Raw genomic sequence first — 23,947 nt, 5'->3', positions numbered from 1 at the left:
TTATGAAATTGATAAAGTTTTTACCTAACTTTTTAACCCTTCTTAATTTACTCTCTGGTTGTTTAGCTATAGTATATGCAATCAACAATCAAATACAATTTGCAGTATTGTTTGTTATGCTAGGTATTTTATTTGATTTTTTTGATGGTTTTGTAGCTAGATTATTACGTGTTCAAAGTGAATTAGGAACTCAATTAGATTCTTTGGCAGATATGGTGACGAGTGGAGTAGTGCCAGGAATTGTAATGTCACAAATGTTGTTAAAAGCAAGCAGTAAAGAACCTTTGAGTTTTACTGATGGATTTGAAAACTTTCCTTACTTAGCTCTTTTAGGTTTTACCATTACGATGGCTTCCTGTTACAGGTTAGCAAATTTTAATATTGATGTTAATCAAAAAGAAAATTTTATAGGATTGCCTACACCAGCAAATACCTTGTTTATTTTGTCTTTGCCTTTAATGCAAATTTATGAGGAGTATCACTATATAAGTTATGTATTAGAAAACGAATACTTATTAATATTAATTACAGTGTTAAGCTGTTATATGTTAAATGCAAAAATTGAGTTATTTGCATTAAAATTTAAATCTTTTGGATTTGCAGAAAACAAATTAAAATATACTTTTTTAATCTTGTCTTTAGTATTAATTGTAATACTTAAACTAGCTGCATTACCAATGATTATTTTAACATATTTAGCTTTATCTATGATAAGCAATAGTAGAAATAAGTAAGTTCTAAACTTTTTAGGTGGTGAAATAGTATAAAGTATTTATGTAGTTTGTTTTGAGATTAGTATTTTCACTACTCACTACTCACTACTCACTACTCACTACTCACTACTCACTACTCACTACTCACTACTCACTACTCAACCTTTTTCTTAAACTTGTTTTCTTTTAAAATAAAACTTTCACCTAAATAAACACGTCTTACCATTTCATCATCGGCAAGTTCTTGAGGAGTTCCACTTTTTAAAATCCCTCCTTGATACATTAAGTAAGTTTTATCTGTAATAGCCAAAGTAGCTTGTACATCGTGGTCGGTAATTAAAATACCAATGTTTTTGTCTTTTAAAGTAGCTACAATAGATTGAATGTCTTCTACTGCAATAGGGTCAACTCCTGCAAAAGGTTCGTCTAACAAAATAAATTTTGGATCCGATGCTAAGCAACGAGCAATTTCTGTTCTACGTCTTTCCCCTCCAGAAAGTAAGTCTCCTCTGTTGGTTCTTACATGTCCCAAACTAAATTCCTCTATCAGTTCCTCTAGTTTTTGTTTTTGTTCTGCTTTGGTTCTATCAGTAAATTGTAATACAGATAAAATATTTTCTTCAACCGTTAATTTTCTAAAAATAGAAGCTTCTTGTGCCAAATAACCAATTCCGTGTTGTGCACGCTTGTACATGGCGTAATTGGTAATTTCTTTATCATCTAAATATATATGACCTTCGTTTGGTTTTACCATCCCTACAATCATATAAAAAGAAGTTGTTTTACCAGCTCCGTTAGGACCTAATAAACCAATAATTTCTCCTTGCTCAACTTGTAAAGAAATTCCTTTTACCACTTTTCTACTTCCGTAGACTTTCTGAATATTATCGGCTCTTAAAATCATGCTTTATCTTGTTTTTTAACCAAAAATCTAGATACCACTATACTTACTTCGTATAAAATCAATACAGGAATGGCTACAATAATCTGACTTGTAATATCTGGAGGAGTAATAATAGCAGAAACTATTAAAACGACTACCAAAGCGTGTTTTCTGTATTTTTTTAGGAAATCAGGGGTGATTAATCCAAACTTGGTTAAGAAATATACCACTAACGGAAGTTCAAAAACCACAGAAACTCCTAAAAGAGTATTGGTGATTAAGGTTATATAACTATCAAACTGAAAATTGTTTACAATGGTTTCTGTAATTTGATAATTATAAAAGAAATATACAGACATAGGTACTATAATATAGTAGCTAAAAAGTAATCCTAGAATTAATAAAATAGTTGCAACTACAATAAATCCTTTGCTCTTTTTTTGTTCTTTTTCTGTTAATCCAGGAGTGATGAATCTCATCATTTCCCAGATAATATAAGGGAAAGAAATAATAAGTCCTAAAATAAAACTAGACCACATAGCATTCATCAACTGATTGGTTGGCGATAAACTTTGTAGCTTGGCATTAAAAGTAATATTACAAAAATCACTTTCCATTCCTACACTTGCAAATGCCTCACAAAACCATCGATAAGTAATAAAGTCTGGACTTAAATGTGCTAATAAGAACTCATTATAAACGGTTCTTTGATAGATAAAAAGTACAATGGCTACAGCCATAATACAAATGGTAGATCTTACTAAATGCCATCTTAATTCTTCAAGATGATCTAAAAAGGACATTTCTTTTTCTGCTCCCATATTCTAAAAAATACCTTCTTTAATTAAATCGTGAATATGTATAATTCCTTTGTAATTTCCATTGTTATCAACAGCAATTAATTGAGATATATTATTGTTTTCCATAGTTTGCATAGCTTCTATAGCCATGGCATCAATATCTATAATTTTTGGAGAAACAGACATGATGTCTTTAGCAGTAAGATTGATAAAGTCATCATTTTTGTTTAACATACGTCTTATATCTCCATCGGTAATAAAACCAACTAATTTATTGTTATCTAAAACAGCCGTAGCTCCTAAACGTTTATTAGAAATTTCTAACAAGGTTTCTTTAATATTGGTATCTGCGTTTACTTGTGGAATCTCGTTTTTTTCAACCAAGTCTCTCACTCGTAAATACAAGCGTTTTCCTAAAGCACCTCCAGGATGATATTTTGCAAAATCTTTACTTGTAAATTGATTTAATTCCAATAAGCAAACCGCTATAGCATCACCCATCACTAATTGTGCCGTTGTACTTGTGGTAGGTGCCAAATTATTAGGGCAAGCTTCTTTTTCAACATAAGCATTTAAGGTATAAGTTGCTTGAGTACCCAAAAAAGAATCTACATTACCCGTAATGGCAATAATAGGATTGTTGTTTCTTTTAATTAATGGAATTAATACTTTTATTTCGGGAGTATTACCGCTTTTAGAAATGCAGATTACAACATCATCTTGTTGAATAATTCCTAAATCTCCATGAATAGCATCTGCAGCATGCATAAAAATAGAAGGAGTTCCGGTAGAATTAAGTGTTGCAACAATTTTGGTAGCAATAGCAGCACTCTTACCAATTCCGGTAATAATCACTCTACCTTTTGTTTTAAGAATACATTTTATTGCATTTTCAAAATTTGAATCAATTAATTTGGCTAAATTAGCAATTGCATTGCTTTCAAGGTCAATAGTTTTCTTGGCAATTGAAAGTATATCGTTATTCAAGGCTGTAATTTTTTACTTAAAAAGTTATATCTTTAATTGCAAATGTATTTAAAATTAGCATACTATTATTATGAATCAAGATAAAATTGATTTGTACGGGCCGCTAAAAAAGTATTTTGGCTTCAACAAATTTAAGGGTTTACAGGAAGGTGTAGTTAGGAGTATTGCAGAAGGAAATGACACTTTTGTAATTATGCCAACAGGGGGAGGAAAATCACTTTGTTATCAACTCCCAGCACTAATGAAAGAAGGGACTGCAATTGTAGTTTCCCCTTTAATTGCATTGATGAAAAATCAAGTAGATGCTATTAGAGGTATTTCGGAACATCAAGGAGTAGCACATGTGTTAAACTCTTCTTTAAACAAAACAGAAATAACTAGGGTTAAATCTGACATAGAAAATGGAATTACTAAGCTTTTATATGTAGCTCCAGAATCTTTAACTAAAGATGAATATGTAGATTTTTTAAAAGAACAAAACATATCTTTTTTTGCTATTGATGAAGCTCACTGTATCTCTGAATGGGGACATGATTTTAGACCTGAGTACAGAAATCTTAGAAAAATTATTGAAAGAATTGGGAATGTGCCTATTATTGGTTTAACCGCTACAGCCACCCCTAAAGTTCAAGAAGATATTATTAAAACTTTAGGAATGAATAATGCCAATACTTTTAAGGCATCGTTTAACCGTCCTAATTTGTTTTATGAAGTAAAGCCTAAAACCAAAGAAGTAGTTACAGATATCATCCGTTTTATTAAACAGAGATCAGGTAAGTCTGGAGTTATTTATTGTTTGAGTAGAAAAAAGGTTGAAGAAATAGCACAAACATTACAGGTAAATGGAATTTCTGCATTGCCTTATCATGCAGGTTTAGACGCTAAGACTAGAGCCAAACATCAAGACATGTTTTTAATGGAAGATGTTGATGTAATTGTGGCTACCATTGCTTTTGGAATGGGGATAGACAAGCCAGATGTTCGTTTTGTAATTCACCATGATATTCCTAAAAGTTTAGAAAGCTATTATCAAGAAACAGGTAGAGCTGGTCGTGATGATGGTGAGGGATATTGTTTGGCTTTTTATGCCTACAAAGACATAGAAAAATTAGAAAAATTCATGGCTAATAAACCCGTTTCAGAACAAGAACTTGGTCATGCATTATTACAAGAAGTAGTTGGTTATGCCGAAACTTCAATAAGTAGAAGACAATATTTATTACATTATTTTGGAGAAGAGTTCGATCCTGTAAACGGATTAGGTGCCAAAATGGATGATAATACCAAAAATCCTAAAAAGAAAACCGAAGCTACCGACTGTGTAGTAAAACTATTAAAAGTAGTTAAAGGTTCTAAGGAAAAATATAAAGCAAAAGATTTAGTGGCTACCCTAATGGGAAAAGCCAATGCAATGTTAATATCTCATAAAACCAATGAAAGAGATTTCTTTGGAATAGGAAAAGATAAGAGCAATGAGTATTGGACAGCTTTAATAAGACAAACTTTAGTTGCAGGTTATTTGCGTAAAGAAATTGAGCAATATGGAGTGGTTAAAATTACCAAAGAAGGACTAGATTTTATTAAAAATCCTACTTCTTTTATGATGACCGAAGACCATATTTATGTTGATGAAAATGATAAGTCTATCATCATAGCCAATGCAAAGAACAAGGCTGCTATGACTACCGATGAGCAATTAATGGGCTTGTTAAAATCTTTGCGAAAAGATGTTGGAAAGAAAAAAGGAATTCCTCCTTATGCTATTTTTCAAGATCCATCATTAGAGGATATGACACTAAAATATCCTACTACCATAGAGGAGTTGTCTAATATACATGGAGTAGGTGATGGTAAAGCTAAAAAGTTTGGAGCTGAGTTTATTGCATTGATTGCTAAATACGTTGAAGAAAACAATATTGATAAACCTGATGATTTGGTGGTAAAAACTACTGGAGAAAAGTCTGGGTTAAAATTATATATCATTCAAAACACCGACCGTAAATTACCTTTAGAGGACATTGCTCGTGCTAAAGGAATTGAAATGTCTGAATTGATAAAAGAAATTGAATCAATTGTTTATTCTGGAACTAAATTAAATATTGACTATTATTTAGAAGATATTTTAGACGAGGATCAGCAAGAGGAAATATATGATTACTTTATGGAAGCAGAAAGTGATGATATTAAAAGTGCCCTAGATGAGTTTGATGGTGATTACGATGATGAAGAATTAAGATTAATGAGAATTAAGTTTATTAGCGAAGTGGCTAACTAGACGTTAATTGTAAATAATTGTACTAATTTTTTAATTAAATGATGATAGAAAGAAAAAACAAAATATTAGTACAATTATTAGCATCATTTTGCTGTTTGTTGTTACTAAGTAATTGTGCCAATTCTAAAAAAGAATCAAATCAAAAAAAGGTAAAAGCAGCTAGTTATCCTAGTGATGTTATTCCATTTATGGATGAGTGGAAATTACTTTGTGGAGATGGAACCAGAAGTGAAGAATTAACAAATTTTGAACATAAAGATTTTTTTTATGTGGCAAATGATGGTGCTACTGATTGGGTAGTTTATAAAACTCCAAATTCAGGAATTACTTCTAAAACTTCTAGTAATACAAGAACTGAATTAGGTCAAAAAAAACTTTGGAAAACCGAAACAGGAGGAAAGCTAACAGGTACTTTAAAAGTGATGCATGTTTCTACTTCGGGAGATGCTAGAGTTGCTGCCTCATATTCAGTTGTAGTTGGACAAATTCATGGAATGGAAGGTCATGAAAACGAGCCTTTAAAGATATTCTATAAAAAATTTCCGGGGCATACCAAAGGGTCTGTTTTTTGGAATTATGAAATCAATACCGAAGGTTCAAATTCTAAAAGATGGGATTATTCATCAGCAGTGTGGGGAAATGATATTTCTGTAGTTGGTACTAGTCCTAATTCTTATCCGAAAGAACCAAGTGATGGTATTAAAATAGGAGAGGAGTTTAGTTACGAAGTTAATGTCTATCAAGGAATCATGTATCTTACTTTTACAAGCAAAGGACACAAAACTGTAAAGTTTAAAAAGAGCTTAATAAAATCTGATTTCTCTAAAAAATCAGATATTCCAGAACAAATACATAGTCTATATGCCGCAATTGGTAGAGATGGTGTTGAACAGGAAAACGCTTATGCAAATCAACTACAAATTTTTAAGCAAGGAGCCTATAACCAAACCAATGGAAAAGATCCTGAAAAAAATATAGTTTGGAGTACTGGAGCAGAAACTTACGATGGAGATATTGCCAAACAATATGCTAATGGATGTTATGCAGAGGTTTGGTTTAGAAACGGAACTTTAGGAGAGGGGAGTTTACCTAACGATCAATAATAAAGACCTATTGATGAACATCATATCCATAATTTTTTAAAATTATTTGGGCTTTATCAGTAAATAAAAAATCATAAAATTTTATTGCTGATGGATTTATAATGTTTTTGTTTTTAATCACAACCACCCCTTGTTTAATAGGAGTGTAAAGAGATTTATCTATTTCTATCCAATTTCCTTTTTCTTTCATTGCAGACGACAAAACTACAGACATGGCCGTAAAGCCTATTTCTACAGATTGGAGCGTTATAAATTGATTGGTTTGAGAAATACTTTCCCCATAAACCAATTTGTTTTTAACTTCATTATAAATGTCTAATTTTTTCATAACTTCTACGCTTGCAAAACCATAAGGGGCAGTATCAGGATTTGCTAGTGCAATATGTTTAATACGATCATCTTTTAAAAGAGTTAAATTGGGTTTTATCTGTTTGTTCAAAGACCATAAAGCCAATTTTCCAAAAGCATATATTTTAGGAGATGTATGGGCAAAACCAGAGTTGTAAATTTCTTCTGGATACTTCATGTTAGCCGATACAAAAACATCATAAGGAGCACCCTCTTTAATTTGGGCAGTCAATTTCCCAGATGAACTAATAACAAGGCTACATTTAATATTTGTTTCTTTTTCAAAAGCAGTGGTAATTTCTTTCATGGAAAATTGCATGTTTGCTGCTGTAGCTATTACAATCTCATCTTTTTTATCAGAGCTTTTTTTTGAGTTACAAGCAATGAATAACATAAAAATAACAAAGGATAGCCTGTGAAGAATTAATCTAAGAGTCATGTAAAGATATAGTGTTTATGGGTAATTTTTTTAGTAAGATATTTTAATAGCACTAAAAAATTAACATGTTAAATTTATGGCTTTTCTTTATCATAACTCAATGGTTGCTTGATAAAAGTTTAAATGTTATTTACTTATTCACCTCTAAATACTGGTGGTAGTTTTTACTAAAAGTTTTTCTATATTTACTAAGTTGCATCATTTTGCCAAACAAGCTATTACATACTTTAGTTTTAAAAAGTTTTGCATCTATAAAGTTCATTTATTCATACTGAATTACCCCATGCCCCAACTATGTTAATTGTAAATTAAATTTAAATACATGAAATACTTTGGTTCTATTCTTTTAATACTAATTGTTGGGAACATTTCTTTTGCTCAAAATCCTTTTATAACACATATGTATACTGCAGATCCATCTGCTAGAGTATTTAATGATACGTTATATGTATATCCTTCTCATGATCCAGACAAAGCAGAATGGTTTGATATGGTAGATTGGCACGTTTTTTCAACTACCGATATGGTAAATTGGACAGATCATGGTGTTGCTTTAGATATTAAAGATGTTAAGTGGGCAAAAAAATATGCTTGGGCTCCAGATTGTATAAAAGTTAATAATAAATATTATTTCTATTTTCCAACCGATCAATTTCATATTGGTGTTGCTGTAAGCGAATCTCCTATAGGTCCGTTTGTAGATCCGTTAGGAAAGCCATTAATTTCAATGGATACCAAAGGAGTAGTTTGTAATAGAGACTTTATAGACCCAGGAGTGTTTATAGATGATGATGGTCAAGCTTATTTGTACATGGGACAATTGGTTGTAAACGCTATCAAACTAAATAAAGATATGATTTCCTACGATGGTAAAGTTCATTTATTAGAAGGAACTGATGATTTTTTTGAAGCTTCGTGGATGCATAAATACAACGGAAAGTATTATTTGTCTTATGTTGGTACTAGCGGTGAAATAAAATATTGTATGGCCGATAATCCACTAGGGCCTTTTGAATATAAAGGAGTTATTCTAGAAAAAATGAATAGTGGTACAAACCATCATTCCATCGTAGAGTACAAAGGGCAATGGTATATGTTTTACCATAATTCTGATTTATACTATAAAAACAATCCTAACGTAGAAAAAAAGTTTGGTTGGGGGCACGAAGAAAGTCCTCATACATATCGTAGATCTATATGTTTTGATAAATTGTATTATAACGATGATGGAACCATCCAACAAGTAATACCAACTAAATAATTTCATTTAGATCCATAAAATATGATGCGTAAAGTAAATTTGATATATAAATTATTAGGTTTCTTTATCATTATTTTATTAATAATAACAGTAGTTGACATTGTTCGTATTTCTAAATATAAAATTCATCCTGTTAAACCTAAAAAAGCCTTTAAAACAGATGAAACCAAAGTGTATTGGGATTTAACTCAAGGAACCTCCAATATTGATTGGAATAGACTAGATGGAACTTTAAAATATATTAAAAACGAATATGATTGTGCAGATTTTAAGTTGGTAAACCTCATTAGGATTATTTATGAGTATGAAAATAAAATACCTTTAAGTCATCAAGATAAAATAAAAAAAACACTCCTTAATTTTCGATATTGGTTAGATGAACCTGGTGAAAATTCAATGTGTTATTGGAGCGAGAATCATCAAATATTATTTGCTTCAGCTGAATATTTAATAGGAAAAAAATATTACAATAACTTCTTTCCGAATAGTAAGTTATCGGGTTCTGAGCACATGAAAAAAGCCAAAACCCGTATTCTAGATTGGTTACAAATGCGTTGGAATTATGGTTTTACAGAGTTTTATTCTGAGGTGTATTACAAAGAAGATATTGCGGCTTTGGTAAATTTAATAGATTATGCTGATGACAAAGAAATTACTGAAAAATGTAAAATTATTCTAGACTTACTTTTTTATGATGTTGCTACACAAAGCACAAATTTAATGTTTGTTTCTACTAGTGGAAGGGCTTATGAAAACAACCGAAAGGGACCTAGGAACCTTGTAGGACTTACTGAATATTATTGGGGCAATGGCAAAGAAATTAATGCAAATATTGTGTACGGCCTAATGCAAACCAAAAATTACGATTTGCCTCCTGTTTTAAAAGAAATAGCTAGAGATAGTTCCAACGTAGTTATCAAACAAAGTAACGGTCTTAATATATCTGAACTCAATAGAGAAGGTTTTAATAATAAAACAACTTCTAGTTTAATGATGCAGTGGGGAATGGAGGCTTTTGTAAATCCAGAAGTAATAAGAAATTCATTATATCACATTCGTAAAAACAAAATGTTTAGCAATAGCTTTTTAGGAGATTTTAAACAACTTGATTTTTCCTTATTAAATTATTTACACCTTGAGCCATTAGCAATAAAACTAATCAATCCTCAATTTAACGGAACCGCAATTCAAAACGGAAATACATATACCTATAAAACCAAAGATTATTCTTTGTATACAGTACAAAATTATCATCCAGGAAATTATGCAGATCAACATCATGTTTTTGGGATGAACATTAACAATCATTTTGCTATATATCATTCACACCCTGCGGTTGAAAAAGGTGTTAAAATACATTCTCCTAATTACTGGGTAGGTTATGGTCACTTACCTCATTCAGTTCAAGATGAAAATATCAACCTTTCAATTTATAATATCCCTAATAAAAAAGGAATTATAGAGTACGATTTATTAAAATACACACATGCTTATTTTCCTAACGAAAAGTTTGATGAAGTTGAACTACATAAAAATTATATATTCGGAAAAAAAGGAGATACCTATTGTGCATTGATAGGGGATAACAATTTAGAGTATAGAGAAAGTACAACTGATGATATTATTCAAAAAGGACAAAAAGTATTTTGGATTACAGAAGCTGGATCAAAAAGTCAAGATGGTTCCTTTACTCAGTTTGTACAACGCATAAAAAACAATAAAATAGCGTTTAACAAAGAAAAATTAGCGTTGATATATTCTTCAAAGGGTAAAAAATATCAATTAAATTATAAATCTGATTTTATGATAAATTCAAAAATCATCAATACCAATTATTCTCGTTTTGATGCACCTTATATAAAATCTAATAGAAAACCAGAAAATTTAAAAATTGAGTTTAATGATAAAACTCTTTATCTTGATTTTTATAAAATGACAAGAGAGTATTAATACTATATAAAAAAAGGCTTTTACAATAAATGTAAAAGCCTTTTTGTTTTATTCTGAGGTTCAATATTATTGAACTCCAACTAAATCTCCTGCAATATCTTTAGAAGGTAAATCAGATTTACCCATTAAGAAAATATCTACTTGTCTAGCTGCTTCACGACCTTCAGAAATTGCCCAAACAATTAATGATTGTCCTCTACGCATATCTCCTGCAGCAAATACATTTGGAATATTTGTTTGGTAGCTTCCGTATTCAGCTTTATAATTAGAACGAGCATCTGTCTCAATTCCTAATTGCTCAGCAATAGTAGCTTCTGGACCTGTAAATCCTAAGGCTAATAATGCTAAATCACAAGGCCAAATTTTTTCAGAACCTTCAATTTCTATCAATTGAGGTCTTTGTCCAGGAACCATTTTCCATTCAACATTAACAGTTTTTAAAGCTGTTAATTTTCCGTTTTCATCTTTGATGAATTCTTTAGTGTTGATTAACCAGTTTCTATCACATCCTTCTTTGTGAGAAGTAGATGTTTTTAACTGTAAAGGCCAATAAGGCCATGGAGTAGTTGGTGATCTATGTCCAGGAGGCTTAGGCATAATTTCAAAATTAGCCACAGATTTAGCTCCTTGACGGTTAGAAGTACCTACACAGTCAGAACCTGTATCTCCACCACCAATAACAATTACATTTTTATCAGTAGCTAAAACTTGATCTTTAACTTCTTTTCCAAATACAACTTTAGTTTGTTGAGTTAAGAAATCCATTGCTTGTACAACACCATCAGCATCAATACCTGGAGTAGGTAAAGAACGTCTTTGAGTTGCTCCACCACATAATGTAATGGCATCAAAAGCTTTTAATTCTTCAACAGAAACATTTACACCTACGTTTGCATTTACTTTAAAAGTAATTCCTTCAGCTTCTAAAATAGCTACACGACGGTCAATAATTCCTTTTTCCATTTTAAAGTTTGGAATACCGTAACGTAACAATCCTCCAACTTCATCATCTCTTTCAAAAACAGTTACTGTATGTCCAGCTCTGTTTAATTGTTGAGCAGCAGCCAAACCAGCAGGTCCAGAACCTACAACAGCTACAGTTTTTCCTGTTCTGTTTTTAGGTGGTTGCGGTTTAATCCATCCTTCTTTAAAAGCACGCTCTACAATATTCTTTTCTATGTTTTCAATAGAAATAGGATCTTCAATAATACCTAATACACAAGCTTTCTCACATGGAGCAGGACATAAACGTCCTGTAAACTCAGGGAAGTTGTTTGTTGAGTGTAATATTAAAGAGGCTTTTTGCCATTCACCTTGATGTACCATGTGGTTAAAATCAGGAATTAAGTTTCCTAATGGACAACCACTATGACAGAAAGGAATACCACAGTCCATACAACGTGAACCTTGCTCAGTAATTTCAGCCTCAGTTAATGGGACTGTAAATTCATTATAATTATGTACACGCTCTTCTACAGCCTTGTACGATTCGTCTTTTCTTTCGAATTCTTTAAATCCAGTTACTTTTCCCATATTATGATACTGTTAATTCTTCAAACATTGGTTCTTCATTTGCAATACGCTCTAAAGCTACTTTGTATTCTTTAGGCATAACCTTTACAAATTTAGCTAAGTAATTATCCCAGTTTGCTAAAATTTGTTTACCTCTATTACTATCAGTATAAGCTACGTGCTTTTCAATTAATCCTTTTAATTCAGCTGCATCTTCAGCAGTAATTGGATCAAAATCAATTGTTTCTTCGTTACATAATCCGTTAGTGAATTTTCCTTCTTCATCTAAAACAAATGCATAACCTCCAGACATTCCTGCAGCAAAGTTACGTCCTGTTTTTCCAAGAACTACAATTCTACCACCAGTCATGTATTCACATCCGTGATCTCCTACACCTTCTACAACAGCAGTAGCTCCAGAGTTACGAACTGCAAAACGTTCACCAGCAATACCATTAATAAAAGCTTGTCCTTGAACAGCTCCAAATAAACAAACGTTACCAACTATAATATTATCTTCAGCAACAAAGTCAGCATTAGCAGGTTTTTTCACTATAATCTTACCACCAGATAATCCTTTACCTAAGTAATCATTTGTGTTACCTTCAACTGTATAAGTAATACCATGAGCTCCAAATACTCCTAAACTTTGTCCAGCAGAACCAGTAAAGTTTAAGTTTAAAGTATCTTCTGGTAAACCTAAGTGACCGTAAATTTTAGAAATTTCGTTAGATACAATAGCACCTACAGAACGGTCTGTGTTGTGAATAGGATAAGATAAATTGGTTACTTCTTTTCTAAAGATAGCAGCGTGAGCATCTTTTAAAATAGTAAAGTCAATTACATTATCTAAATTATGATCTTGTGGTTCAGAATTCTTAACAGGTAAGTTACTGTAACCAGCAGGTTGATGTAAAATTGCAGATAAATCTAATCCTTTTGCTTTGTAATGCTCAATAGCATTATTAGCATTTATTTTTTGAGTTTGACCAACCATTTCATCCATAGTACGGAATCCTAATTGAGCCATAATCTCTCTTAATTCGTTAGCTACATAGTAGAAGAAGTTAATTACGTGTTCAGGAGTACCCTTAAAGTTTTTACGTAATTCTTTATCTTGAGTAGCAATACCTACAGGACAAGTATTTAAGTGACACTTACGCATCATAATACATCCTGAAGCTACTAATGGTGCAGTTGCAAAACCAAATTCTTCAGCTCCTAATAAAGCAGCGATAGCAACATCACGTCCAGTTTTTAACTGACCATCACATTCAACAACAATACGAGAACGTAAGTTGTTTAATACTAATGTTTGTTGTGCTTCTGCTAAACCAAGTTCCCAAGGTAAACCAGCGTGCTTTAAAGAGGTTAATGGAGAAGCTCCAGTACCACCATCATATCCAGAAATTAATACTACATCTGCTTTTGCTTTAGCAACTCCGGCAGCAATAGTTCCAACACCTACTTCTGATACTAATTTTACGTTAATTCTAGCCTCACGGTTAGCATTCTTTAAATCGTAAATTAACTGAGCTAAATCCTCAATCGAATAAATATCGTGGTGTGGAGGAGGAGAAATCAATCCTACGAAAGGAGTTGAGTTACGAGCGTCAGCAATCCAAGGTAATACTTTAGTACCTGGTAACTGTCCACCTTCTCCTGGCTTAGCACCCTGAGCCATTTTAATTTGAATTTCTTTAGCAGAACTTAAATAGTGAGATGTTACACCAAAACGTCCTGAAGCAACTTGCTTAATAGCAGAGTTTTTGTTGTCTCCATTTGCATCTGGTTGAAAACGTCTTCTATCTTCACCACCTTCACCTGAGTTAGATTTAGCACCTAAACGGTTCATAGCGATAGCTAAGTTTTCATGCGCTTCACGAGAAATAGATCCGTAAGACATTGCACCCGTTTTAAAACGTTTTACAATTTCTGTCCATGGTTCAACTTCATCTAATGGAATTGGGTCAAAGTTGTTAAACTCAAACAATCCACGGATAGTTAACAAGTTTTTAGCTTGTTCGTTAATCGCAGTTTTATATACATCGTAAGAAGCTTGATCATTTAAACGTACTGCTTGTTGTAATTTTGCAACAGTAGTAGGGTTAAAAATGTGTCTTTCTCCGTTACGTCTCCATCTATAATCACCTCCAATGTTTAATCCTAAACGTTTGTCGATGTAAGTATCTGGATATGCATATTTATATCTTTCGTTAATTTCTTTTTCAATTTCGTATAATCCAATACCTTCAATTCTTGAAGCAGTGTAAGGGAAGTATTTGTTAACGAATTCTGAGTTGAAACCAACAATTTCAAAAATTTGAGAACCTCTATAAGAATGTAATGTAGAGATACCAATTTTGTTCATTACTTTTAAGATTCCTTTACCAATAGCTTTGTTAAAGTTATCTACAGCTTTTTGCTCATCTAATTTGATAAATCCTTCTTTAACCTGTAAACGGATAATTTCGTTTACCATGTAAGGGTTAATTGCAGAAGCACCATATCCAAATAAAGTAGCAAAATGATGTGGTTCACGTGGCTCAGCAGATTCTATTACAATATCAAAATAAGAACGCTTACGTAAACGGTTCATTTGATGGTGTACATAAGAACAAGCTAATAAAGCAGGAATTGGAGCTTTGTCTTTAGAAGCACCTCTATCAGATAAGATAATGATATTAACTCCGTTATCAACTGCCTTAGAGATTTTAGTGATGATTTCTTCTAAACCATCTTCTAAACCATTCATTCCTTTAACCTTAGTATATAACATTTCAATAGTTTCTGCTTTGAAACCATCGATGTTTATATTTCTGATTTTCTCTAAATCATTATTAGAGATTACAGGGTTTTGGATTCTTAATTTATGACATTGCTCTGGAGTAATATCAAAAATGTTTTTGTCATTACCTAATGCTAAACTAATGTCTGTTACTACTTCTTCACGGATACCATCCAAAGGTGGGTTGGTTACCTGAGCAAATAATTGCTTAAAGTAGTTTGGTAACAATTGAGGTCTGTCAGATAAAACTGCAATAGGAGTATCAATACCCATAGAACCTAAGGCTTCTTTACCTTCTTGTGCCATTGGTACAATTACTTCTTGAATATCCTCAATAGTATAGTTGTATAATCTTTGACGAGTTTTTAAGTCTAATGTTTCTAAAGGACAAGCTTTATTTTCATTAGGAACGTCTTTTAATCTTAAGCTATTTTTGTTTAACCATTCTTTATAAGGTCTCTCAGAACAAATTTTGTCTTTGATTTCCTCATCATCGATGATTCTACCTTTGTTCATATCTACTAAGAACATCTTACCTGGCTCTAAACGTCCGTGGCTTACCACATCTTCTGGAGCAATATCAACCACACCAACTTCAGATGACATGATTAATTTTCCACTCTTAGTTACAGTATAACGAGAAGGTCTTAAACCGTTACGGTCTAATAAAGCACCTACATAGTCACCATCAGTAAAAGGAACTGAGGCAGGACCATCCCAAGGCTCCATAATACATGAGTTGTATTCATAAAACGCCTTTCTGTCTTCAGACATAGTTGCGTGCTTTTCCCAAGCTTCAGGAATAGTCATCATCATTACTTCTGGTAATGAACGTCCTGTTAAAGTTAATAACTCAACAGACATATCCATAGAAGCAGAATCCGACTTACCTGGTAAGATAATTGGGAATAATTTTTCCATTGTTGCAGCATCGAAAACATCAGATTTCATGATCTCTTCACGTACACGCATTCTTGACACGTTACCTCTTAAGGTGTTGATTTCCCCATTTTGACATAAGAATCTAAATGGTTGAGCCAACTCCCATGCAGGCATTGTGTTGGTAGAGAAACGTTGGTGTACCAATGCTAATCTTGTTACTAAATCAGGTTGTTGTAAATCTGTATAGTAAGGACCGATATCTTCTGGCATAATAATACCTTTATAGATAAGAGTCGTGTTTGATAAAGAAGGCAAGTAGAAATAGCTTGCTTCAGACATTTTAGAGTTACGAATTGCATGTTCCGTAATTTTACGTGCAGCATATAATTTAGCTCTAAAAATATTTTCTTCTAAGTCACCTTGAGCAACAAATATTTGCTCAATGTTTGGTTCAGATGCTAATGCAATTTCCCCTAACTGAGAAGAATCTACAGGAACCTCTCTCCATCCTAAAACGGTTAAGCCTTGATTAGTGATTTCTTTTTCAAAAACTTCTTTACAAAATTTGTGTTGATTGGTGTTCTTTGGTAAGAATACCATTCCGACAGCGTATTCACGTTGTTCAGGAATTTCAAAATCACAAACTCTTTTAAAGTAATCGTGAGGGATGTCAATTAATAATCCAGCACCATCTCCGGTTTTCCCGTCAGCACTAACACCTCCACGGTGTTCTAATTTCACTAAAATTTCTAATGCATCATGAATAATTTGGTTGGTTTTTTCACCCTTAAGGTTACAAATAAAACCTGCTCCACAGTTTTCATGTTCAAATTCTGGTAAGTATAGTCCTTGTTTCTGTATCATATTTTAAATAAATATAGGCGACAAAATTACGTAAATATTAATGAATAACAAACTATACTCGTAGTTACATAACTTTGTTAATTGAATGTTGTTGTTTTATTGTGAATATTTTCTTTTTTAGGTATAAATACTGATGATGTGATAAAAATAGTGTACTTATTTTTATGAGTACAAAATATCTAAGAATGAATACTTTAAAGTATTTTATATTAATCTTCTGTTATGTAGAGTGTTAGCTTATTTAGATTCAGTATATATTATTGTGATTTTAATACTATGTGATTTGTGAGTAATATTTTAATCTAGGTCTTAATTTTAGGATTGTAAAAATTCTGTTGAGATTTTAAATAAAACTTATTTACAAGCTTAATTAAGATTCTATAGATTAAGTTTAAACAAATAAAACCTCACTAATTTTAGTGAGGTTTTTATAGGGAGTGGTATTAATAATAAAATAATCTTTTCTTAGGTATGGCTTATTTTACAAATTTTAATACTCCTTGTTCTGTTGTTAGAATATAAATTCCAGAAATTAATGAAGAAACATCTATGGTGTTTTCAATATTTCCTGCAGAAGCAGTTCTTCCTAGAATATCATAGATTTTAAAAGCTCCTTTAATGTTGTTGTCAAATACAATAACATCATTATTAGCATCGTAGTGAGCAGTTGTTAATTTTGACTTGTTAATGCTTTTTGTAGAAAGAGAGTTTATTTCTTCTTGGGTTCTAATATATACGATGGTTGGGTCACCAGCATTAGGTCCTCCATAGGTTATTTCGCTACCACCACCTTTGTTATAAGCCATGTAGTTTAATAATCTATAAGTTAAATCTGTAGTTGATGAAGATAAAGCAATACTTTCTGGGATTGTTATACTTGCAGTGGTAACTCCTCCTGTTCCTGGGCCAGGAAATTTACTTGTTGTCCCTTCTACAGGTGTGTTTGACCAACCAGAATCTAATGCGCCCTTGTTAGCTTCCGCCTCATCTTGTAATGAAATAAGTACAAAGTTAAATGTGTCGGCATTTCCATCAGTAGAACCTAATGTATAGGTAATTTCAACAGAAATCATATCACCAGGTTTAAAGGTAACTTCTCCGTTAATTTCATAGTCAGCTTTGTTAGACCAAGAGTAGGTTGGTGGCACTATTTGAGCAAATGAAATTGCACAAGTAAATAATAATAAGATTTGAGTAATTTTTTTCATAATAAAAGTGTTTAATGTTAGTAATAATAAGAACAAACTTAACTTTCATTTTATGACTTTGATAAACTATTGCTTATGAATATGATGCTTGTTTAGATTATGTCTAGTAAAACAAAACAGCCTAAAAGCTGGTGCTTTTAGGCTGTTTTGTTATGTCTATGTAAAGTTGTGTTATCCGTTCATAGAGATTAAAAATTCCTCATTGTTTCTAGAGGATTTAATTCTGTCCTTGATAAACTCCATAGCTTCTACAGGATTCATGTCTGCAAGATATTTTCTTAACACCCACATACGCTGTACTGTTTTTTCATCTAATAGTAAATCATCTCTACGTGTACTAGATTTAATTAAATCAATAGCAGGGTAGATACGTCTGTTAGCAATGTTTCTTTCTAGTTGTAGTTCCATGTTACCAGTACCTTTGAATTCTTCAAAAATTACTTCGTCCATTTTAGAACCTGTTTCTGTTAATGCTGTAGCAATAATGGTTAAAGAACCACCACCTTCTATATTACGCGCAGCTCCAAAGAAACGTTTAGGCTTGTGTAAAGCATTAGCGTCAATACCTCCAGATAGTATTTTACCAGATGCAGGTGCTACAGTGTTGTATGCTCTTGCTAAACGAGTAATAGAATCTAAAAGAATCACAACATCATGTCCACATTCTACTAAGCGTTTTGCTTTTTCTAAAACAATATTAGCTACTTTAACGTGTTTGTCTGCTGGTTCATCAAAAGTAGAAGCAACAACTTCACCACGAACACTACGTTGCATGTCTGTAACTTCTTCAGGTCTTTCATCAATCAATAAAATTAATTGATAGACCTCAGGGTGATTAGAGGCAATGGCATTAGCAATGTCTTTTAATAACATTGTTTTACCTGTTTTTGGTTGAGCTACAATCATACCACGTTGCCCTTTTCCAATAGGGGCAAATAAATCCATAATTCTTGTAGATAATGAGCTTCTACCTCCAGATAAATTAAATTTTTCATCTGGGAAAAGGGGAGTTAGGTGTTCAAAAGAAACACGATCTCTAACTTCTTTAGGTGATAATCCATTAATTTTTGAAACCCTAATTAATGGAAAGTATTTTTCTCCCTCTTTTGGAGGTCTAACATTTCCTTTTACGGTATCTCCTGTTTTTAATCCAAATAATTTTATTTGAGATTGAGATACATAAACATCATCTGGAGAAGATAGGTAGTTGTAGTCAGAAGATCTTAAAAATCCATATCCATCTGGCATCATTTCTAACACTCCTTCACTTTCTATAATACCATCAAACTCATAGTTAGGGTCTTTAAGACTTTTACCTTTGTTGTTTTTGTTGTTTCTAGGGTTGTTTTTATTGTTTCTAGGAGGATTGTTAGGGTTGTTGTTTTGAGGCTGGTTAGGATTATTATTTCCTTTGTTCTCAGTGTTTTTACCCTCGTTGTTTTTGTGGTTATTCCTTGGAGCCTTTTGAGGTTTCTCTTGATTTTTTTCTTGAGTTTTCTCTGTAGCTCTAGGTTTTCTTTCCTTTGTTTTTACAACTTCTTTTTCTTCTACTATTTCTTCTGTAGCTGTTTCTTGAGTTGTTACAGGAGTTGATTTAGGTTTTCTAGCTACTCTAGCTTTTTTAACAGGAGTTGGTTTGTTTTCTTCAGCTTGTTTTTGAGTATTGACTTGCTTGGCAGCTTCGTGAGCAGCTTGCTCATCTAGAATTTTGTAAATCAAATCCAACTTTTTTAGTTGGCTTGTTTTTTTTAATCCAATTGTTTTTGCAATTTCTTGTAAATCCGCAAGAGTTTTTGCTTTTAATTGAGAAATTTCGAACATTTAAAATGTATATAATGAATATTAAAATCTCTTAAAATGGGAATAGATAGTATTTAAGAGAAAATTGTTTGTTTTAAAATTGAAATAATATAACAGGTAAGTGTTTCTGTTATAAATGTTTAATTATGTAAGACAAATATAGCTTTTTTTTTTAGCAGACAAAGTCTTTATAAATAAAAAGAAAATGTAAATTTGTAATCGTTATTTAAAGAGAGTATGATTCAAAGAATTCAAACATTATATTTGTTATCTGTATTTGTTATTACAGGAGTATTGACTAATTTTTTTTCTTTTTTTACTCTAAATGATGGTGTTAGCTTGTTTTTAACAAACACTATTATGTATAACTCAGTTCTTGTAAAATCAGTAGGAGTGTTTTTTGTATTATCAGCATTGATGTCTTTAGTAGCTGTTTTTAGCTATAAAAAAAGACAAAATCAATTTGTTGTAAACAGATTAAATATTCTGATCAACTTCTATTTATTAAGTGTATTGATGTATTTATCTCTAACATTATCTGGAGAGACTCAAATCTCTGAGAAAGGTATTGGGATTTATTTTCCGATTGTTAATATTGTTTTGCTAGTCATGGCGAACAAGGCAATTAGGAAGGATGAAGATCTCGTAAAATCTGTAGATAGATTACGATAAGCTTAACATCTTAGTTTATTTAGTGCGACTAAATCCCAAGACTTTTGTCTTGGGATTTTTTTTTATGCTTTTCCTTGCTTTACGTGTGTGAATAAACTTCGGCATTTCAATTTTAAATTGTAATTTTGCGTTCTACAAAAAATGTAACATGTTAGAAAAGTTAAGAATTGTTAAGCAACGTTTTGATGAAGTGTCAGATTTGATTATTCAACCAGATATTATTTCTGATCAAAAACGTTACGCTAAACTTAATAAAGAATATAAAGACTTAAGTAAAGTCGTAGAGAAAGGAAATGAATATGAAAATTTACTTTCTAATATAACTGAAGCCAAAGAAATTATAGCCGATGGGTCTGATGCTGAAATGGTAGAGATGGCAAAAATGGAGTTGGAAGAAGGAACTGAAAGAATTCCTCAGTTAGAAGAGGAAATAAAATTTATGTTGATTCCAAAGGATCCAGAAGATGCTAAAAATGTTATTGTAGAAATTAGAGCAGGTACGGGTGGTGATGAAGCAAGTATTTTTGCAGGAGATTTGTACAGAATGTATACTAAGTATGCAGCCTCTAGAGGTTGGAAAACAGAGGTTGAAGATATAGCTGAAGGAACTTCAGGAGGATTTAAAGAAGTTATTTTTAGTGTAACTGGTGATGATGTTTATGGAGACTTAAAGTTTGAGTCTGGAGTACACCGTGTACAACGTGTGCCACAAACTGAAACACAAGGACGTGTACATACTTCGGCAGCAACTGTAATGGTTTTACCAGAAGCAGAAGAGTTTGATGTGCAAATTAACAATGCAGATGTACGTGTAGATTATTTCTGTTCTTCAGGACCTGGGGGGCAATCGGTAAACACTACGTATTCAGCCGTACGTTTAACTCACATTCCTACAGGAATTGTAGCACAATGTCAGGATCAAAAATCTCAGCATAAGAATAAGGATAAGGCCATGAAGGTGTTGCGTTCTCGTATTTATGAAATGGAATTGGCAAAAAAATTAGAAGCTGATGCTGCTCAAAGAAAAACAATGGTAAGTTCTGGAGATAGATCAGCAAAGATTAGAACCTATAACTATCCACAAGGTCGTGTAACTGAACATAGAATTGGTTTAACGCTATATGATTTGTCAAAAATTATTGATGGTGATATCCATAAAATTATTGATGAATTAAAGTTGACTGAGAATACCGAAAAGTTAAAAGAATTAGGAGAAGCAAATATTTAATTCTCATAATATATAAATTTAAAAGCCCTTTACGAAAGTAAAGGGCTTTTGCGTTTGAAATAGTTTGTTTAGTTAAGTAATTGTTTGCTATGAGAATAACTAAACATTAATCTTCTAAATATTCAAACCTACTTAGAAGTATCGCTATGAAAAAGTTGTTGCTGCTAAATTACGACTGTTGTTAAGTTTTATTTTAATGTATTCGTTCATTGGTTGATTAATGTCGATGAATGGTGTTTTTTTTAGGTTTAGTTGAATTTAGGTTAAAAGTTTTAGGGATAAAAAAAGCCTCAGAAAAATCTGAGGCTTAATGTATGTAATACATTTGAGTTTTTGTTACAGTTAAGTAACTGTTTGTTTAGTTGAAGAATTTGTTGCTATGTTTCAACTAAACCCTTTTCTCTCTTTATATATCTCAAAATATAAAGCGATTGCTATGAAAAAGTTGTTGTATTTCAAATGTACATCTATTGTGTTTTATGCTTCTTGTTTTTCGGTGAATGGTTGTTTTGTGTCGTTGAATGGGTGTTTTTTATCGTTTAACGGTGTTTTTGTGTGTTTTATTCTTTGGAAGAGATATAAACCCAAGCTTTAATTCCAGAGGTTAATTTAGTTGTAATTCTTTTGTATTCACATCCCTCGTATTCATCACAAATAAGAATGTCAGATTCAGATAAATTGTAACATGTTCCTTTTATTTTTTCTAATGATTTTTGGTTTTTGATTAGTATTGGGTAAATATTTCCTTCTAGATTTATTTCTTTTTTATCAAACCCAATAATTGAATCGGGAATACCTTTTATTTTTTTATTAAAAAGCATTTGTTGCACAGTTTCATCTTGTAATGTACCGTAAGTAAAGAGTTTGTACATGAGTTAAAACAATTTAGGAATTAGTGTCTATAAATTTAAGTCTTTTCATTGATTTTTTTAAATTTACTTACCTTATAATAATCACATGAATTTAGAACTAAATAGACCAATTGTTGTTTTTGATTTGGAAACAACAGGTGTTAATATAGCATCAGATAGAATAGTAGAAATCTCAATACTTAAAGTGTTTCCTAATGGAAATAAAGAAAGTAAAACTTGGTTGGTGAACCCTGAAGTAGAGATACCAAAAGGGGCTTCTGAGGTTCATGGAATTACAAATGAAAAAGTAGCAAACGAGCCTACTTTTAAAGAATTAGCTCCTAAGGTTTATGAGTTGATTAAAGGATGTGATTTAGCAGGGTTTAATTCAAATAGATTTGATATTCCATTATTGGCTGAAGAAATGTTAAGAGCAGAAGTAGATTTTGATTTAACAAATATAAAATTTGTTGATGTTCAAACAATTTTCCATAAAAAGGAACAAAGAACATTAAGTGCGGGATATCAATTTTATTGTGGAAAAGACTTAGAAGGGGCGCACTCTGCCGAAGCAGATACCAATGCTACTTATGAAATTTTGTTAGCTCAAATAGAAAAATACGACGACATAGGTACAACTGTAAATGAATTAAGTAGTTATTCCTCTCATCAAAAAAGAGCAGATTTTGCAGGTTTTATTCAGTTTAATGATGATGATGTAGAGATTTTTACATTCGGAAAATATAAGAATAGAACAGTGTTAGAGGTTTTAGCTGAGAATCCAGGCTATTATAATTGGATTATGAATGCGGATTTTCCGTTATACACTAAAAAGGTTTTAACCAATATTAGACTAAAATCTTTAAACAATAAATTAAAATAATTATGTACGTTCCATATCAAACTTTACCAGAAACTTCTCGTGTTTGGGTATATCAATCAAATAGAAAGTTTAAAGAGAAAGAAATAGAGAAAATTAATAAAATGACTACTGATTTTGTAGAGCAATGGACTAGACATGGAGAAAATGTTCGTGGTAGCTTTACTATTTTGTATGATCAATTTTTAATTATTGCAGTAGATCAAGATTTTGTAGAAGTGTCTGGGTGTTCTATAGATGCTTCTGTAAAATTAGTACAGCAAATTCAAGTACAATTAAAGGTAGATATGCTTAATAAATTGGCGATTGCTTATAAAGAAAGTGATGAGATAAAAGTTGTGCCTATGTCAGATTTTACGCATTTAGCAAAATCTGGTATAGTAAATGCAGATACCATAGTATTCAATAATATGGTAAACTCTATTAAAGGAGTTAATACTATGTGGGAAGTGCCTGCAAAACAAAGTTGGCATGCTCGCTTTTTTAATTAGATAATCACTTTT

At 31.8% G+C, this 23,947-nt stretch carries 18 protein-coding genes; 9 read left to right on the top strand and 9 right to left on the bottom strand.

Annotated elements, in window-relative coordinates; all coding sequences use genetic code 11:
• Positions 1-2 precede the first annotated feature (2 nt).
• On the top strand, positions 3-734 hold the full coding sequence (locus tag AXE80_RS08370) for a CDP-alcohol phosphatidyltransferase family protein (RefSeq protein WP_068826257.1): 732 nt from the start codon (positions 3-5) through the stop codon (positions 732-734).
• Positions 735-867: 133 nt separating this feature from the next.
• On the opposite strand, the gene lptB is transcribed toward AXE80_RS08370, so the two are convergent.
• From lptB to AXE80_RS08355, 3 genes are read right to left on the bottom strand one after another with little or no spacing between them, the layout of a single operon-like run.
• The gene (gene lptB, locus AXE80_RS08365; protein WP_068826254.1) at positions 868-1,617 is read right to left on the bottom strand and encodes an LPS export ABC transporter ATP-binding protein; all 750 of its coding nucleotides are present in this window, start codon (positions 1,615-1,617) and stop codon (positions 868-870) included.
• Positions 1,614-2,417 (bottom strand): twin-arginine translocase subunit TatC, encoded by an 804-nt coding sequence (gene tatC / locus AXE80_RS08360; RefSeq protein WP_068826251.1) that lies wholly within the window; start codon positions 2,415-2,417, stop codon positions 1,614-1,616. The genes lptB and tatC overlap by 4 nt, the downstream gene beginning before the upstream one ends.
• Before the next feature lie 3 nt (positions 2,418-2,420).
• A complete protein-coding gene (locus AXE80_RS08355; protein ID WP_068826248.1) occupies positions 2,421-3,383 on the bottom strand; it encodes a KpsF/GutQ family sugar-phosphate isomerase in 963 nt (320 codons plus the stop codon).
• A 70-nt stretch (positions 3,384-3,453) separates the two neighbouring features.
• Between AXE80_RS08355 and AXE80_RS08350 the strand changes: the two genes are divergently transcribed.
• Both AXE80_RS08350 and AXE80_RS08345 read left to right on the top strand, forming a co-directional pair.
• Complete coding sequence (locus AXE80_RS08350) at positions 3,454-5,658, top strand: RecQ family ATP-dependent DNA helicase (protein WP_206208115.1); 2,205 nt, start codon at positions 3,454-3,456, stop codon at positions 5,656-5,658.
• A 41-nt stretch (positions 5,659-5,699) separates the two neighbouring features.
• Positions 5,700-6,761 (top strand): polysaccharide lyase family 7 protein, encoded by a 1,062-nt coding sequence (locus tag AXE80_RS08345; RefSeq protein WP_418382205.1) that lies wholly within the window; start codon positions 5,700-5,702, stop codon positions 6,759-6,761.
• A 7-nt stretch (positions 6,762-6,768) separates the two neighbouring features.
• On the opposite strand, the gene modA is transcribed toward AXE80_RS08345, so the two are convergent.
• A complete protein-coding gene (modA, locus tag AXE80_RS08340; protein ID WP_257746892.1) occupies positions 6,769-7,503 on the bottom strand; it encodes a molybdate ABC transporter substrate-binding protein in 735 nt (244 codons plus the stop codon).
• Between the two features lie 367 nt (positions 7,504-7,870).
• Between modA and AXE80_RS08335 the strand changes: the two genes are divergently transcribed.
• Together AXE80_RS08335 and AXE80_RS08330 are read left to right on the top strand one after the other, a co-directional pair.
• On the top strand, positions 7,871-8,809 hold the full coding sequence (locus AXE80_RS08335; protein ID WP_068826239.1) for a family 43 glycosylhydrolase: 939 nt from the start codon (positions 7,871-7,873) through the stop codon (positions 8,807-8,809).
• 21 nt (positions 8,810-8,830) lie between these two features.
• The gene (locus AXE80_RS08330; RefSeq protein WP_068826237.1) at positions 8,831-10,759 is read left to right on the top strand and encodes a hypothetical protein; all 1,929 of its coding nucleotides are present in this window, start codon (positions 8,831-8,833) and stop codon (positions 10,757-10,759) included.
• Between the two features lie 66 nt (positions 10,760-10,825).
• On the opposite strand, the gene AXE80_RS08325 is transcribed toward AXE80_RS08330, so the two are convergent.
• From AXE80_RS08325 to rho, 4 genes are all read right to left on the bottom strand, one after another.
• Positions 10,826-12,292 (bottom strand): glutamate synthase subunit beta, encoded by a 1,467-nt coding sequence (locus tag AXE80_RS08325; RefSeq protein WP_068826235.1) that lies wholly within the window; start codon positions 12,290-12,292, stop codon positions 10,826-10,828.
• A 1-nt stretch (position 12,293) separates the two neighbouring features.
• Positions 12,294-16,805: a glutamate synthase large subunit gene (gene gltB / locus AXE80_RS08320; protein WP_237340599.1), complete on the bottom strand. Its 4,512-nt coding sequence runs from the start codon at positions 16,803-16,805 to the stop codon at positions 12,294-12,296.
• Between the two features lie 476 nt (positions 16,806-17,281).
• Positions 17,282-18,013, bottom strand: coding sequence for a T9SS type A sorting domain-containing protein (locus tag AXE80_RS08315; RefSeq protein ID WP_068826233.1), 732 nt, complete (start codon positions 18,011-18,013; stop codon positions 17,282-17,284).
• A 171-nt stretch (positions 18,014-18,184) separates the two neighbouring features.
• Positions 18,185-19,834 carry a transcription termination factor Rho gene (gene rho / locus AXE80_RS08310; RefSeq protein ID WP_068826231.1) on the bottom strand — a complete coding sequence of 550 codons (1,650 nt, stop codon included), beginning with the start codon at positions 19,832-19,834 and terminating at the stop codon, positions 18,185-18,187.
• Between the two features lie 216 nt (positions 19,835-20,050).
• Here rho and AXE80_RS08305 point away from each other — a divergent pair, with 216 nt between their 5' ends.
• Positions 20,051-20,485 carry a DUF4293 domain-containing protein gene (locus AXE80_RS08305; RefSeq protein WP_068826229.1) on the top strand — a complete coding sequence of 145 codons (435 nt, stop codon included), beginning with the start codon at positions 20,051-20,053 and terminating at the stop codon, positions 20,483-20,485.
• Positions 20,486-20,633: 148 nt separating this feature from the next.
• Positions 20,634-21,713 carry a peptide chain release factor 1 gene (gene prfA / locus AXE80_RS08300; protein ID WP_068826227.1) on the top strand — a complete coding sequence of 360 codons (1,080 nt, stop codon included), beginning with the start codon at positions 20,634-20,636 and terminating at the stop codon, positions 21,711-21,713.
• Between the two features lie 560 nt (positions 21,714-22,273).
• Here prfA and AXE80_RS08295 read toward each other — a convergent pair.
• Entirely contained in the window at positions 22,274-22,585 is a 312-nt protein-coding gene (locus AXE80_RS08295) for a gamma-glutamylcyclotransferase family protein (protein WP_068826225.1), read from the bottom strand.
• Positions 22,586-22,670: 85 nt separating this feature from the next.
• Between AXE80_RS08295 and AXE80_RS08290 the strand changes: the two genes are divergently transcribed.
• Positions 22,671-23,447 (top strand): 3'-5' exonuclease, encoded by a 777-nt coding sequence (locus tag AXE80_RS08290; protein WP_068826224.1) that lies wholly within the window; start codon positions 22,671-22,673, stop codon positions 23,445-23,447.
• A gap of 2 nt (positions 23,448-23,449) precedes the next feature.
• The gene (locus tag AXE80_RS08285) at positions 23,450-23,935 is read left to right on the top strand and encodes an ABC transporter ATPase (protein WP_068826222.1); all 486 of its coding nucleotides are present in this window, start codon (positions 23,450-23,452) and stop codon (positions 23,933-23,935) included.
• The last annotated feature ends 12 nt before the right edge of the window (positions 23,936-23,947 follow it).

This window comes from Wenyingzhuangia fucanilytica (assembly GCF_001697185.1).
Taxonomy (GTDB): Bacteria; Bacteroidota; Bacteroidia; order Flavobacteriales; family Flavobacteriaceae; genus Wenyingzhuangia; species Wenyingzhuangia fucanilytica.
The sequence above is the reverse complement of the archived record's forward strand: the minus strand, read 5'-3'. Positions and strand labels throughout refer to the sequence as shown.

Bases quoted from the DNA above. Each gene is read 5' to 3' on its own strand.
- AXE80_RS08370 (WP_068826257.1), top strand. From the start codon at position 3: ATGAAATTGATAAAGTTTTTACCTAACTTTTTAACCCTTCTTAATTTA.
- lptB (WP_068826254.1), bottom strand. From the start codon at position 1,617: ATGATTTTAAGAGCCGATAATATTCAGAAAGTCTACGGAAGTAGAAAA.
- tatC (WP_068826251.1), bottom strand. From the start codon at position 2,417: ATGGGAGCAGAAAAAGAAATGTCCTTTTTAGATCATCTTGAAGAATTA.
- AXE80_RS08350 (WP_206208115.1), top strand. From the start codon at position 3,454: ATGAATCAAGATAAAATTGATTTGTACGGGCCGCTAAAAAAGTATTTT.
- AXE80_RS08345 (WP_418382205.1), top strand. From the start codon at position 5,700: ATGATAGAAAGAAAAAACAAAATATTAGTACAATTATTAGCATCATTT.
- modA (WP_257746892.1), bottom strand. From the start codon at position 7,503: ATGTTATTCATTGCTTGTAACTCAAAAAAAAGCTCTGATAAAAAAGAT.
- AXE80_RS08335 (WP_068826239.1), top strand. From the start codon at position 7,871: ATGAAATACTTTGGTTCTATTCTTTTAATACTAATTGTTGGGAACATT.
- AXE80_RS08330 (WP_068826237.1), top strand. From the start codon at position 8,831: ATGATGCGTAAAGTAAATTTGATATATAAATTATTAGGTTTCTTTATC.
- AXE80_RS08325 (WP_068826235.1), bottom strand. From the start codon at position 12,292: ATGGGAAAAGTAACTGGATTTAAAGAATTCGAAAGAAAAGACGAATCG.
- gltB (WP_237340599.1), bottom strand. From the start codon at position 16,805: ATGATACAGAAACAAGGACTATACTTACCAGAATTTGAACATGAAAAC.
- AXE80_RS08315 (WP_068826233.1), bottom strand. From the start codon at position 18,013: ATGAAAAAAATTACTCAAATCTTATTATTATTTACTTGTGCAATTTCA.
- rho (WP_068826231.1), bottom strand. From the start codon at position 19,834: ATGTTCGAAATTTCTCAATTAAAAGCAAAAACTCTTGCGGATTTACAA.
- AXE80_RS08305 (WP_068826229.1), top strand. From the start codon at position 20,051: ATGATTCAAAGAATTCAAACATTATATTTGTTATCTGTATTTGTTATT.
- prfA (WP_068826227.1), top strand. From the start codon at position 20,634: ATGTTAGAAAAGTTAAGAATTGTTAAGCAACGTTTTGATGAAGTGTCA.
- AXE80_RS08295 (WP_068826225.1), bottom strand. From the start codon at position 22,585: ATGTACAAACTCTTTACTTACGGTACATTACAAGATGAAACTGTGCAA.
- AXE80_RS08290 (WP_068826224.1), top strand. From the start codon at position 22,671: ATGAATTTAGAACTAAATAGACCAATTGTTGTTTTTGATTTGGAAACA.
- AXE80_RS08285 (WP_068826222.1), top strand. From the start codon at position 23,450: ATGTACGTTCCATATCAAACTTTACCAGAAACTTCTCGTGTTTGGGTA.